Origin of the sequence: Cupriavidus cauae (assembly GCF_008632125.1) — a bacterium.
In the GTDB taxonomy this organism is placed as follows: domain Bacteria; phylum Pseudomonadota; class Gammaproteobacteria; order Burkholderiales; family Burkholderiaceae; genus Cupriavidus; species Cupriavidus cauae.
In genome coordinates this window covers 65756-79674 of the sequence record NZ_VWRN01000064.1, presented here as the reverse complement: position 1 = coordinate 79674, position 13919 = coordinate 65756, and the positions used below count along the sequence as shown (strand labels likewise).

The 13919-nt window shown below is 63.4% G+C and carries 10 protein-coding genes; 1 reads left to right on the top strand and 9 read right to left on the bottom strand.

Features of this window, described 5'->3' with window-relative positions; all coding sequences use genetic code 11:
- Positions 1 to 609: 609 nt before the first annotated feature.
- From cadR to F1599_RS23140, 5 genes are all read right to left on the bottom strand, one after another.
- Positions 610 to 1035, bottom strand: a complete 426-nt coding sequence (gene cadR / locus F1599_RS23160; protein WP_053821795.1) for a Cd(II)/Pb(II)-responsive transcriptional regulator — start codon at positions 1033 to 1035, stop codon at positions 610 to 612.
- A complete protein-coding gene (locus F1599_RS23155; protein WP_082371465.1) occupies positions 1032 to 1895 on the bottom strand; it encodes a helix-turn-helix transcriptional regulator in 864 nt (287 codons plus the stop codon). The genes cadR and F1599_RS23155 overlap by 4 nt, the downstream gene beginning before the upstream one ends.
- A complete protein-coding gene (gene lspA, locus F1599_RS23150; protein WP_053821794.1) occupies positions 1852 to 2346 on the bottom strand; it encodes a signal peptidase II in 495 nt (164 codons plus the stop codon). The genes F1599_RS23155 and lspA overlap by 44 nt, the downstream gene beginning before the upstream one ends.
- Positions 2336 to 5371: a heavy metal translocating P-type ATPase gene (locus tag F1599_RS23145; RefSeq protein ID WP_170265910.1), complete on the bottom strand. Its 3036-nt coding sequence runs from the start codon at positions 5369 to 5371 to the stop codon at positions 2336 to 2338. The genes lspA and F1599_RS23145 overlap by 11 nt, the downstream gene beginning before the upstream one ends.
- A gap of 78 nt (positions 5372 to 5449) precedes the next feature.
- Positions 5450 to 6082: a cation transporter gene (locus F1599_RS23140; protein WP_053821792.1), complete on the bottom strand. Its 633-nt coding sequence runs from the start codon at positions 6080 to 6082 to the stop codon at positions 5450 to 5452.
- A 160-nt stretch (positions 6083 to 6242) separates the two neighbouring features.
- On the opposite strand from F1599_RS23140, the gene F1599_RS23135 reads away from it, so the two are divergent.
- Positions 6243 to 7139, top strand: a complete 897-nt coding sequence (locus tag F1599_RS23135) for a sterol desaturase family protein (protein ID WP_082371464.1) — start codon at positions 6243 to 6245, stop codon at positions 7137 to 7139.
- A gap of 399 nt (positions 7140 to 7538) precedes the next feature.
- Here F1599_RS23135 and F1599_RS23130 read toward each other — a convergent pair whose 3' ends face one another.
- The 4 genes from F1599_RS23130 to F1599_RS23115 are packed head-to-tail and all read right to left on the bottom strand — an operon-like array spanning position 7539 to position 13895.
- Entirely contained in the window at positions 7539 to 7892 is a 354-nt protein-coding gene (locus F1599_RS23130) for a copper-binding protein (protein ID WP_053821791.1), read from the bottom strand.
- Positions 7889 to 11059, bottom strand: coding sequence for an efflux RND transporter permease subunit (locus tag F1599_RS23125; RefSeq protein ID WP_062799358.1), 3171 nt, complete (start codon positions 11057 to 11059; stop codon positions 7889 to 7891). The genes F1599_RS23130 and F1599_RS23125 overlap by 4 nt, the downstream gene beginning before the upstream one ends.
- On the bottom strand, positions 11056 to 12597 hold the full coding sequence (locus F1599_RS23120) for an efflux RND transporter periplasmic adaptor subunit (RefSeq protein WP_062799361.1): 1542 nt from the start codon (positions 12595 to 12597) through the stop codon (positions 11056 to 11058). Before F1599_RS23120 ends, F1599_RS23125 begins: the two co-directional genes overlap by 4 nt.
- The gene (locus F1599_RS23115) at positions 12594 to 13895 is read right to left on the bottom strand and encodes a TolC family protein (protein WP_062799363.1); all 1302 of its coding nucleotides are present in this window, start codon (positions 13893 to 13895) and stop codon (positions 12594 to 12596) included. Before F1599_RS23115 ends, F1599_RS23120 begins: the two co-directional genes overlap by 4 nt.
- Between the last annotated feature and the right edge of the window lie 24 nt (positions 13896 to 13919).

Sequence of the window (13919 nt, the reverse complement as noted above, 5' to 3'; positions counted from 1 at the left end):
GCGCGACTCCTGCACCAGGCGCACGGCGCGCTCGCGCACTTCCGGGGAAAACTTGTTTGCGTTGTTCTTGCTCATGGCTCGCATTCTCTCAAGAGTGAGAGCCTCCGCAAAACCCGGGGCGATTCACGCCTTTAGCCCAGCGCCTCTCATTGGCAGCCTGTCAGCTGATATGTCGGTGCGATTTGACACCATGTAGTGGCTACAGGGTCAAGACAAGGCTGCACGCATATATGCCGCCTGCTACGAACAAAGCACCCGCGCCGCACTTCAGGAGAAAAGTTCGGCAAACGCGTAGCGTTTTCCTTGACCCTATGGCAGCTACACAGTGCTAGATGAAGCACTAGAAGGGGCTAGCCCAAACTGGCGTGGACCTTGTTGGCTGGTCGCGTCTGGTCGCAGGCATGCATTTCCCGGCAGACGTTTTGGCGGCTTGGGAGGCGCACTTGGGAGTCTGTGCCTTTCTGCGGGGCTATGGCAGAGGCTGCCTTGCGCGTCGGGAACGCTTCCGCCTGCGCTGTTTGGGGTGGCGCACATGCCGCTTAGCGCCGGCGACAGGAAAGCGTTCGCTGAAGGCGGATCTGCCTGTAGTCCTTCGTGGGATCCGCGTCCCTACTCTTCTCCCAACAGCTGTGGTGTCTGATGGGCTGTTTTCGTAAGGCCCTCCAGAATGCCGCAGTCCTTGGCCTCTCGCGACAGACCGCATTGACTGCGCAATTGCTTCAGGTCACGTTCCAATGCCATCAACTCTTGTATGCGGCGCGCCACGTGTCGAATGTGGCCTTCTAGCAGGACGTTGACCTCTCCACAGTCCTCGTGGGGCGCATCCTTGAGACGCAGCAAGGACCGAATCTCGTTCAGGGTCATGTCCAACGAGCGGCAATGGCGGATGAACGCCAACCGCTCAAGGTGCTGGGAAGCGTAGAGTCGGTAGTTTCCAGAGGAACGAGCCGGCGCCGGCAGTAAGCCTTCATGCTCGTAGAAGCGAATAGTCTCCACCGTGGTGCCGGCGGTTTGAGCAAGTTTGCCGATCTTCATGCTTTTCCCCTTTGTTGGGCTCCTGTCTGACGCCCTCCATGCCGGATGGTGTCGACAAATTCAAGTCCGTGCAGTGTGAATGGAGGTTTGGACTGTGCCGTACAGACAATCCGAGCGCCACGCAGCGGCGCTGGCCGGACTCCGAATGTGGACACGAAGGTGCGCGTCAGGTGCGCGCTGTCGGCGAAGCCGGCGAGATGAGCAGCCTCGGTGAGCGTACAACCATCGGAGAGGGTGCGCACCGCACGCTGCAGGCGCAACCAACGCACGTACGCCCGGAACGACAGTCCGCTCGCCTCCGCGAACCAATGCATGAAACGGGAGGACGACAGGCCTACGGCGTCGGCGGCATGTGCGACATGCACGGGTCCCTCCAGCGACGTTTCCAGCCACTGGAGGACCGCAGCCCAACGCGAAGCCTCCGTGGCAGGTTGTGACACATTCGCTGTTTCAGACGGCATTGCGCCTCGCAGCCAGCGGTCCAGCTCATGTTCCAGCATATCCGCCTGCACGGGGCTCGGCGCCATCGTGGCTGCGGGCCGACGGCCAGTAGGGCAAACGCTGTGCATGGTCGGGTCGAGAAACACCATGCGCACCGGGCCGGCCGCTACGAGACGATGCGGCACCCCGGCCGCAAGAAAATGTCCCGGGGCCTGCAATCCGCCCCAGGCCCCTTCGAGGAGCAACATCCCCTGTTTGCTCCATGCCAACTGAGCTGCTTGATGTCGGTGCAACCGACCGGCCTCTATCGGTCCGATGTAAATGGCCCAGCCGCGGCCGATGGTCAGCAGCGGCTGCCTGTCGGATGCTTCGTGTTCATCCGCGGGCTGGGCGTGCCTGCATTCTGCCGAAGAGCTCATGGAACACGATCAAGGCAGCACCGAGTGTGATGCCGATGTCAGCCACATTGAAGGCCGGCCAATGGTACGAACCCCAATGAAGATCGATCCAGTCGACCACCGCTCCGCGTGCGACCCGGTCGATCATATTGGCCAACGCGCCGCCCAAGATCAGTCCGTAGCTGATCCGCTCGGTATCGGTGGTACCAGTACGCCGAATCATGTACACAAGGAACGCGGAGGCCGCCAAGGCAATTCCAATGAAAAAATATCGCTGCCAGCCCCCCGCGCCGTGCAGAAAACTGAAGGCGGCACCTCGGTTCAGCACATGCACGACGTTGAGGACGGGCAGCCAGTCGAGGCTTGCACCGTAGTCGACCCAGGCCACGATGGCTACTTTCGTCCCGATATCCATCGCCACGATAAGGGCCGCCAATACGAAACCCAGGCCAATGCTGCGATCAGCCCGCATGGTGGTCACTCTCAGTGGAGGGGCTGGTCCCCAGCAGGCGCAGTCCGTTGAACACCACGGCCAGGCTTGCGCCCATGTCGGCAAGAATCGCGAGCCACAGGCTGGCATGGCCGGTGAAGGCCAGCACCATGAAGACCGCCTTGGTACCGATCGCGAAGGCGATGTTTGCCTTCAGCACGCCACCCACCCGGCGCGACAGCTTGATGAACTCAGGCAGCTTGCGCAGGTCGTCCTGCATCAGCGCCACGTCGGCGGTCTCGATCGCGGTGTCGGTGCCAGCAGCGCCCATCGCAAAGCCGATGTTCGATTTGGCCAGCGCGGGCGCATCGTTGACGCCATCCCCGACCATGCCTACCGGCGCCTTCGCGCCAAGCTCTGCGATCGCAGCCAACTTGTCGTGCGGCAGCAGGTCGCCGCGCGCGTCGGTGATGCCCACCTGGGCGGCCACCGCTTCCGCGGTCTTGCGGTTGTCGCCGGTAAGCATCACCGGCTCTACGCCCAACTGCTTGAGCGCCGCTACCGCACGCTTGCTGCTGTCCCGGACCGTGTCGGCAACTGCCAGGACACCCAGTGCCTGCTTATCGGTGGCAAGCACCACTGCTGTCTTGGCCTGCGCTTCCAGGCTCTCCAGCAGCTTGCGGACCTGCTCGCTGGCCACGCCAAGCTCATTTGCCAGGCGGTGGTTGCCGACGTAGTAGGTCTGGCCGTCGATGTCGCCCTTGACGCCACGGCCAGCCAGAGCCTCGAAGCGTTGCACTGAGGCGTGCGGCTTGTCGCCGTAGGCGTTGACGATAGCTGTGGCCACTGGATGTTCGGACAACGCATCCAGGCTGGCGGCAATGCGCAGCACTTCCGTCTCCGAGAGCGCGCCCGTCGGTACCGTATCGGTCAGCGCCGGGCGGCCGTGCGTAAGGGTGCCAGTCTTGTCCAGTGCCACCGCGCGCAGCAGACGCCCTTGCTCCAGGTACAGGCCACCCTTGACGAGGATGCCACGCCGCGCGGCCGCAGCCAGGCCGCTGACGACCGTCACCGGTGTCGAGATCACCAGGGCGCAGGGACAAGCAATCACCAGCATCACCAGCGCCTTGTAGACCCATTCGAACCAAGGCGCCCCAAAGAACAGCGGCGGGATCACGGCAATGGCGATCGCCAGCGCAAAGACAGAGGGGGTATAGACGCTCGCGAAACGATCAACGAAACGCTGCGTCGGCGCGCGCTGGCCTTGGGCTTCCTGGACCGAGCGCGCGATACGGTCGAGCGTGGTCTCTCCCTTGCGCGAGTGCACTTCGAATTCCAATGTGCCGCGCTCATTGATCGTGCCCGCGAACACCGTGTCGCCGGGGTTCTTTTCCACGGGCATGCTTTCGCCGGTGATGGGCGCCTGGTTGATGGCTGATGCGCCCGACACCACGACCCCATCCAAGGCGATACGTTCGCCGGGACGAACGCGCACGACGGCTCCAAGCGGCACTGTCTCGGCCTTGACCTCTTGCCAGCGACCGTCGTCCTGGCGGACGAGTGCGGTTTCCGGCGCCAGGTCCATCAGCTTGCGAATCGCGTTGCGCGCCCGGTCCAGGCTTAGCGCTTCGATCATCTCCGCGATGGCGAACAGCCAGATCACCACGGCGGCTTCCGGCCACTGGCCGATCAAAGCGGCACCGATGACGGCAATCGTCATCAGGAGGTTCATGTTCAGTGACAGCGTGCGCAGCGCGATCCAGCCTTTCTTCAGGGTCTCGATACCGCCCAACGCAATGGCCGCCAGCGACGCGGCCACCACCGGCCATGCCGATTCACCCATCCCGGCGAATGTGAGGACTTCCGCGCCAACCGCCAGCACGCCGGCGGCCCCCATGCGCAGCCACTCCGCCTTCGAAATGCCGGTGCCAAAGTCCCTCGTGACTGCGGGGGCAGGCCGACTATGGTCGCGCAGCACCGGCTGCATGCCAAGTCGCTCAATGGCCGCTGTGATTGGCACCTCGTCCTTCAGCGAATGGCTGACGGTCAGGGTCCGGCTCATCAGGTTGAACTGCAGGCTGCTGACACCCGGCATGCCTTCCAACGCCTTGCGCAGCAGCGCCTCTTCGGTCGGGCAGTCCATCTTTTCGATCAAGTAGGTGGCTCGTCCCTTGGAACTTGCCCCTGCCTCGCGCTCGACCGTGGCATGCATGCCGATCTCGCGCAGTGCGCCGAGGACCGGTGCCGGATCGGGCAGGCGGTGTTGCACCTCCAGTCGGCGATTCATCAGGTCGAAGTCGAGGCGTTCGATGCCCTCCACCTTGCCTAGGCGCTTGCGGATCAAAGCTTCCTCGGTGGGGCAGTCCATGTTTGTGATCAGGAACTGCGTGGTATTGCCCGTGGCTGCAGGGACGAAGGAGACGGGGGGCGTGCCGCAGGGACCGCAGGCAGTCTCCGTTGTCGCTGCGCAATTCGCGCCCGGAGGAGTTGTGTCTTCGCCCAGCCTTGCCTGCATGCCGATCGATTGCAACGCCGTCAGCAGGGGTTCCACCGAGGACAAGGTGTGGACGACAGACAGCTGGCGTGCGGGTAGGTCGAACTCGAGCGACCGGACGCCGGCCAACGGCTCCAGCCGCGCGCGGATCGCCGCCTCTTCGGAGCGGCAATCCATGTTTGGAATCGTGAATGTGTCTTTTGACTCTTCTAACGCAGCGCTCTGGCTGCCGGCGCAGGATCCAGCGCACGCGGATCCGCAAGCGGCGTTGCCCGCGGCTTCGCCGTCGTCCTCCATCGATGCTTGCATGCCGATCTCATGGAGGGCCTCCAGCAACGGCCCCGGGTTCGGTAGCCCATGCCGGACGGTGAGGCGGCGCTGGGGAAGGTCGAACGAAAGGGACTCTACCGCTGGCAATTTGGCAAGCCGTGCACGGATTGCCGCTTCTTCGTTGCGGCAATCCATGTTGGGAATGCGGAAGACGGATGTCGCGCCGTTCAGGTCCTCCGCCTTCTTCCTTTCTTGAGTTGATCTCGCATCACTTTCGGCATGGGCTTGGTCGAGTTTCATCATTCGCCTCTTTCTGTATATGTCAGAATTTCACACCCTAAAGTAGATACAGAGTCAAGGGCTCTGCCTCCTGGTCGGAGGTTAAGTTGCCTCGGAACGGGCCTTTTCCTCATGTTCTGTCGCGTCAACCAGGATTTCACGACCTCCGTTAGCGGCGATCGCAGATACCACCAGACCCAGAACCAGGTCTGGCAGGTTGGAGCCCGACCACATCACGAGCGCTCCGGACAACACAATGGCCAGATTCACAATCGAGTCGTTGCTGGTGAATATGGCGGAAGCCTTGAAGTTGACGTCTTCCCCGCGGTGGCGTTTCAGTAAGCGCAAGCAAATAATGTTCAGCGCCGCATTGATCGCTGCCATGACCATCATCGCCGGCCCCAATGGCGCCTCGCCGCCAAAGAACCGGCGCAGGACTTCCACGCATAGCATCAGGGCCAGCCCAATCAAAAGCCACCCCGATAGCCGCGCTGCCCGCACCTTGATGGCTCGCGATCGGCCGACGGCGTACAGGCTGACGCCATACACCAACGCGTCGGCAAGGTTGTCCAGAGCCGCACCAAGCACCGCCGTGGACGCCGCCCAAAGGCCCACGCCCATACCTGCCAGACATTGGCTGACATTAATCAGTAGTACCAGCCACAGAATCCGGCGGTCGGCCGCCTGACTCGCGTCGAGGTCAAGGCGTTCTTTGTCGGGGAAGTGGTCGTTCATGCAACTCCTTTGTTAACCCGCCTGTTTCCACAGAAGATCTGAGTAATTTCACACCCCGTACCTGCTATAGAGTCAAGACGTCGCCCGCACACAGCATGTTTATTCAAGCTAGCTGTCTGTCGCTTGGAGAAACTGGAGGAAATTGAACTCTGGAGTCGCAATGACAGCGCGTTCTGTGGTGCGGTACGGCGCCTATCCGACCATCATGGCCCTGGTAATCACAGGGGTTTCGGTCGCCCCATCCCACGGCACGCCGCTGGCTTGGCTGGCGTTGTGGGCCGCCGCCGGGCTATTTCTTGTTGCTTGGCTGGAGCGCATTGTCCCGTTCGATGCACGGTGGCAAAAGCGGGATCTCGACTTTCCGGCGGATGTCGCCCATGCCGTTGTGAATTTGGCCGTGATGCACGGTGCCGTGCTGGGGTTCGTGGTGCTGCGGGAAGGAACGGGTTGGCCCAAGCTATGGTGGCCTGCGGAATGGCCATACTTGTTGCAGGTATTACTCGCAGGGGCGCCACTGGACCTGTCGCTGTATGCCGTCCATCGGCTCAGCCACCACTACGGCTTTCTGTGGCGGCTGCACAGCATTCATCATTCGTCGCGGCGGCTCTACTGGCTAAACGGGGAACGCCGCCACCCGCTGCATGCAGCCCTGATGGCGGGTCCGGGCTTACTGGTCCTGGGCATACTAGGCGCGCCGGCCGAGGTAGTGGCCGGCTGGTTCGCAATCCTGGCGGTCCATCTGGCATTCCAGCATGCCAACCTGGACTATAGCCTGGGGCCGGTGCGGTATATGTTAGGCGTGGCAGAACTCCATCGCTGGCACCATCGGGAGCGCTTCGCGGACGCGCAGGTCAATTTCGGGGAGTTCTGGCTGGTATGGGACCACCTCTTCGGTACCTTCTATCAACCGCAGGCGCCACTGGGCGCAATCGGCATCGAAGGCGACCCGGTGCCGCACCGCTACGGCGAGCAACTGATTTATCCGTTTGAACGACCGGATCCGCAAGTTCGTCTGGCCACCGAAGACGTCTCGCAGGGCCGCGATGCTGATGTCTAAAGCCGCTCTCGTTGGTGAAACCGGCTCGCAAGCTGCATCCAGCATGAATGCTCAGGTGGGATCTGACAGGACTATTTGCGCCGTCTTGAAGTTATGCGACGTCGCGTGGACGAACCTGATCTGTCATTCTCGAGGCCGCGCTTGATGCGCATCTGGCGACGAAAATGCCAGGCAAGCGAACCTGTAGCACACACCGTGAACGCCACGGCAAACACGATGACAACGATGACTTCACGTGGCAGGTCGAAGGGTGGGCGGCTCACTGTGGCCGAACGTTCATGGAAAGCGGTTTCGATCCCGACGACGCCATTCGGAGGTCTACCGAAGCGGCGTGACGGAGGATTTTGGCCATGGCAGGCGGCACACTGCCCCGATGCGAGCGGTGGTGCCGCCTGAGTTTTACTTGCGCTGCATGTCCACGACTGTCGGCTTGCCGTCGACCGTGTCGAATACGGCGGTAACCGCATCACCTTCCTTGAAGTCCTTCAACGAAGCGCGATCCTTGACCGGGAACGCCATGGTCATGGCGGACATGCCGAGATTTTCGATCGGGCCGTGCTTGAGGGTAACTTTCCCTGCCTTCGCATCGATCTTCTTTACCTCTGCCGCAACCGGGTGGGGGGCCTGCTTCGTTTCGGCTGACGGCTTCATGTCCATGCCCTTCATATCCATGCCGTCCATCGACCCTGCCGCGAACGCAGCCGGTGTGGCAGCGAGAGCAGCCATGATGGCAAGAGTTTTGACGTATTTCATTGTGATTCCTCCGGGAGTGAGGGGTGGGTGGAAAGTGAGACAGATTCGGCCTGCCGTCTGCGTATCAGCAAGTACACCGCCGGCACAACAAACAGGGAAAGCAATGGCGCGGTGACCATGCCGCCAACCATCGGAGCCGCAATGCGCTGCATGACCTCCGAGCCGGTGCCATGCGACCACATGATGGGAATCAGGCCGGCAAGAATGACAGCGACGGTCATGGCCTTGGGGCGGACCCGCAGCACTGCCCCTTCCTGAATGGCGTCCAGCAATGCGGACACGCTGGTTTCGCCTCGGCCCTCGCGTTCGCTCCAGGCTTGCTTCAGGTAGAGCAGCATGATGACGCCGAACTCGGCTGCCACGCCGGCAAGGGCGATAAAGCCGACAACCCCCGCTACCGAAAGGTTGTAGCCCAGCAAGTAAAGCAGCCAGAATCCGCCGATGAGCGCCAGCGGCAGCGTGCCCATGATCAGTAGCGCTTCATCGAGACGGCCGAACACCAGGTACAGCAACACGAAGATGATCAGCAGCGTGAACGGCACCACCACCTTCAGCTTCGCGGTGGCCCGCTCCAGATACTCGAACTGACCCGACCAACTGAGGGAATAGCCCGCTGGCATCGGGACCGCCTTGGCCACGGCGGCCTGCATGTCCTGGACGGCCGAACGCAGGTCACGTCCGCGAATATCGACGTACACCCAGCCCGACAGGCGGGCGTTTTCGCTGCGCAGCATCGGCGGTCCTTGCACCACCTGGAGGCGCGCCACGTCGGACAGCGTGATATGCTGGCCACGGTCGGTGACAATGGGCAGGCTGCGCAGTTGTTCCACCGAGTCGCGGTAGTCCCGTGGATAACGCACATTGATCGGAAAGCGCGCCAGCCCGTCGACCACTTCCCCGACGTTGTCGCCACCGATGGCCGAGGACACGATGCTCTGGACATCCTCGATGTTGAGCCCATATCGCCCGGCGGCCATCCGGTCTATGTCGACATCGACGTAGCGCCCGCCGGACAGGCGTTCGGCGAGTGCAGAGGTGACGCCCGGCACCGCCTTGACAGCATCCTCGATCCTCGTGGCCAGTCGGTCAATTTCCTTCAGGTCGGTGCCCGCCACCTTAATGCCGACCGGGCTCTTGATGCCGGTGGCGAGCATGTCGATGCGGTTGCGGATCGGCGGCACCCAGATATTGGACAGGCCGGGCACCTTCACCACGCGGTCGAGCTCCTCCACCAGCTTGTCCGTCGTCATGCCGGAACGCCACTGGTCGCGCGGCTTGAACTGGATGGTGGTTTCGAACATCTCGATGGGCGCCGGGTCGGTCGCCGTGTCGGCGCGGCCGGCCTTGCCAAACACGGTGGCTACCTCGGGAACGGTCTTGATTAGGCGGTCGGTCTGCTGCAGCAACTGCGCTGCCTTGCCGGTGGACAGCCCCGGGAGCGCCGACGGCATGTAGAGTAGGTCACCCTCATCGAGAGGCGGCATGAACTCGCCGCCAATTCGCATGATCGGCCAGGCGGTCGCGACGAGCAGAATTGCCGCGATCGCTACAGTGGTCTTCGGGTAGGTGAGCACCTTGGCCAACACTGGCTGATAGGCGCGAATCAGCCACCGACTGAGGGGATTGGACTGCTCCGTGGGGATCCTGCCACGGATCATGTAGCCCATCAGGACCGGCACCAGGGTGACGGAGAGGCCCGCCGCCGCGGCCATGGAGTAGGTCTTGGTAAAGGCCAGCGGCGAAAACAGTCGGCCCTCCTGCGCCTCCAGCGTGAACACCGGAATGAATGACAGCGTGATGATCAGCAGCGAGAAGAACAGCGCCGGTCCAACCTCAGCCGCCGACTCGCCGATCACGCTCCAGCGTTCATGGCCGGTGAGATCCAGGCCGGGCTTATCCGCATGCCAATGCTCGAGATGCTTGTGCGCGTTCTCGATCATGACGACCGCGGCATCGACCATGGCGCCGATGGCAATGGCGATGCCGCCCAGCGACATGATGTTGGCATTGACACCCTGGTATCGCATGACCAGAAACGCGGCCAGCACACCCAGCGGCAATGAAACGATGGCAACCAGCGCGGAGCGCAGGTGGAACAGGAAAACCAGGCAGACCACCGCGACGACGATAAACTCTTCGATCAGCTTGTGGGTCAGGTTTTCCACCGCCCGGTTGATCAGGGCGGAGCGATCGTACGTGGTGACGATCTGGACGCCTGCCGGCAGGCTCTTCTGCAGCGTGGCGAGTTTGGCTTTGACCGCTTCGATGGTTTCCAGCGCGTTCTTGCCCGAGCGCATCACGATGACACCGCCGGCGACCTCTCCCTGGCCGTCGAGCTCGGCGATGCCGCGCCGCATCTCGGGACCAAGCTGGACGGTGGCGACATCGCCCAGCCGCACCGGGATGCCGGCGTCGCTGGTCACCAGCGGGATCTGCCGGAAATCATCGAGCGTCTTCAGGTAGCCGCTGGCCCGGACCATGTACTCCGCCTCGCCCAATTCCAGCACCGAGCCGCCGGTTTCCTGGTTGGCGCCCTTGAGCGCCGTAAGCACCTTGCCCTGCGACAGGTTGTAGGCGCGTAGCCGGTCCGGCATCAGGACGACCTGGAACTGCTTCACCATGCCGCCGAGGGACGCGACCTCGGCAACATTGGGCAGCGATTTCAGCTCGAAGCGCAAGAACCAGTCCTGGAGCGCACGCAGTTGACTGAGGTCGTGCTGGCCGGTCTTGTCCACCAGCGTGTACTCGTAGATCCAGCCGACGCCGGTGGCGTCCGGCCCCAGCGCCGGCTTGGCGGCGCCGGGCAGGCGGGATTGCACCTGGTTCAGATATTCCAGCACGCGGGAGCGCGCCCAATACAGGTCGGTGCCGTCCTCGAATAGCACATAGACAAACGAGTCACCGAAGAACGAGTAGCCGCGTACGGTCTTGGCGCCCGGGACCGACAGCATGGTCGTGGTCAGTGGATAGGTGACCTGGTTCTCGACAATCTGTGGCGCCTGGCCGGGAAACGGCGTGCGGATGATCACTTGCACATCGGACAAGTCCGGCAACGCGTCGAGCGGCGTGCTGCGCACGGCCCACAGTCCCCAGGCGGTCAGCATGACCGTGACCAGCAGGACCAGGAAACGGTTGCGGATGGAAGCAAGAATGAGCCGGGCGATCATGGCTTGGCCCCCTGGGTGGTGCCGGCCGGCTCGACTGCGGACAGGATCGCCAGGCCATCCTTGTCCAGGTGGAAGCGGAACCGGATGCGGTCGCCGGTCTTGAGCCCCTTCGGCAGGCCGGCAGGCGGCGCGGCGAAATCCATGGTCATCGCGCCCCACTGTGCCGAGGGAATCGGCCCGTGCGAGATGGTCAGGCCTTCGCGCGTCACGGCCTCGATGCGCCCGACGCCCTCGTGCTCGGGCGCAGCCGCAGCCGGCGCGGAAGCCGCTGTCGTGGCGCTCATGCGTTCGGCCGTGCCACGCAAGCTGGCTTCCGAATCGATGAGGAACTGCCCGGAGGTGACCACTTTCTGCCCCGCTTTCAGCCCGTCCAGCACCTCGACCATGCCGGCGGCCTCGCGCCCGGTCTTGACTTCGGTTGCCACAAAGCCGGCCTTGCCCGCATCGACCATGACGATGCTGCGCTGGCCGGTGCGGATGACGGACTCCAGCGGAATCATCAGCAATTCCTTCTGATCACCGCTGTCAAACCGGACCGTCACGAACATCCCCGGCAACAGGTGCCTGCCCTTGTTGGGCAGGACAATGCGCACCTTGATGGTTCGCGTGGCCGGATTGACATCGGGCAGGACGGTATCGACCTTGCCAACGATTGACTCGGTTGCGCCGGTCGGCGACACCTTGACCGCCCGGCCCGGAGCGATGGCGTGGGCTTGTCCCTCCGGTACCTCGGCAATCACCCAGACCTGGCTCAGGTCGGCCAGGCGAAACAGGGTCATGCCAGGAGACACAGTCATGCCCTCCCGGACCGCAACCTCTGTCACAAGGCCGTCGACGGGGCTCACAATGCCAAGAGTAGGCTGGAGCTTGCCGGATGATTCGACGGTGCTGACCTGGCCGGGGGTCATGCCAGCCTGCAGCATGCGGGCCTTGGCCGCGCTGCGCAGGTCGGATTGGCCACCCGCGGCCATGCGGGACACGGCAAGATATTCCTCTTGCGCGGCCACCCAATCGGGCGAGTACAGCGTCACCAGTGCTTGGCCGCGCCGGACCGGGTCGAGGGTCGCTTTGACCGCTACGTGCTGGACGAAGGCATTCGTCCGCGCCTGGATCACCTGGACACTGCGCTCGTCAATGGCGACATTGCCAGGTGCCTCGAGCACGGCGCTCATCCGGCTCGCCTTGACCTCAGTCGTGCGGATGCCCAAATTCTGCGCGACACGGCTGTCGACCGTGACGCCGCTGCCTCCGCTGCCTCCGGCATCCCCATCCGCATAAACGGGCACGAGCTGCATGTCCATGAAAGGGGACTTGCCTGGCTTGTCGAAACGCTGGCCGGGTACCATCGGATCGTGCCAGTACAGGATCTTCTTGCCAGTGTTCGGATCGGTGTCGCCTGCTTTGAGCGCAGACGCCGCGCCTGGCGCGGCCGTCTGCGCAGATTGTGTGCCGCGCATGACGCCGAGGTGGTAGGCGCCATAGAGGGCGGCACCGATGACAACGACGCCGGCGACCGCGGCAATGACTGGTTTCTTCATTTGCGTTCCTTGGTGGCTGGCTCGGTCTGCGCGGTAGGCAGCGGGATCAGGAAGGTCAAGTCGGCCCACAGCTTTGCCGTCCTGGCCTCCAGCGTCAGCCGCTCCACCGCTGTGTCGATGGCGCGATGGTTGGCCTCGGCGACGGCAAGCAGCGATCCGGTATTGGCCCGGTATGCCGTGAGCGCTGCCTCCGCCTGCTGATTGGCGAGCGGTAAGGTCTTCTCGTCGTAGCGTTGGAGCCGCTCAAGGTTGCGCTGCAGCTCGGCAAGTTTGGCGCCTACCATGGCCTGGGTATTGCGCCGGATGATTTCGGACTTGGCACGCGCTTCATTGGCCTGTGCCAGCCGGGCAGCGACGTCGCGGTCTTGGCGATTGCCCCGGTCCCAGGGCACCGGGAAGCTGACGTTGATCGACCCCATGTTGGAGAAGGCTGGGCCGCGCTGGCTGTACATCAGCTCGACCGTCACATCTGGTGTCCTGGCCTCCGTTGCCACCTGGATCTCCGACTCGGCCAGGGCCACGTCGCGCCGTGCCGCCGCGATCTCGGGAACCGCGTCGAATTCGTCTTTCGCCAGTTGCTGAATGCTCTGGGGTACGTCGAGCGGCGGGCGCTGCGACAGTGTGCGGTTAGCCGCAGGCCCGACCCAGCGCTGCAGATTAAGCATGGCGGTGGCTACGGCGGCCCGGTTTTCGTCGAGGCGGTCATGCAGCTTCTGGACTTCCAGCTCCATCGCCAAGACATCCGCACGCGTGCCACGCCCGCTGCGATAGGCGGCGGTCGCCGCCTGGAGCGCCAGGTCCAGGGGATGGCCGTGATGGCCTAGCAGGACACCGGTCTGCTCGGCATACCACCGATCGAGCCAGGCACCGACGGCATTCCGTTGCACGTTGGCCAGTCCGACCGCGCGCTGCGCCTCGGCGGCAGTCGCCTCGGCTTCAAAGCGCGCCGCCTTGGCGCGGCGCTTGTCCGAGCGCGTGAATTCCTGCATCACGCTGATGGACCGCATGGTCATGAAATCCCGCGTGAGCGAGAACTGGTCCGGCCCGGTCACGGGGACGTTGTTGAGTCCAAGTTTGAGCACCGGGTCCGGCAATTGGCCGGCGGAAACCGCCATTTGCACGGCTGCCTCGACGGCGCCTCGCGAGGATTCGGCATCGCCGGCGTGAGTGGTCGCGAGCGCGACGGTCTCCTCGAGGGAAAGAGAAGGGGCAGATTGCGCAGCCGCGGCATGCGACACCGCCATGCTGAAGGCAGGCGCGCAAAGCAGCGCCAGCGTCAGGCGACGAGGAAAAAGCATAAAGCCTCCGTGAACGACGACAGC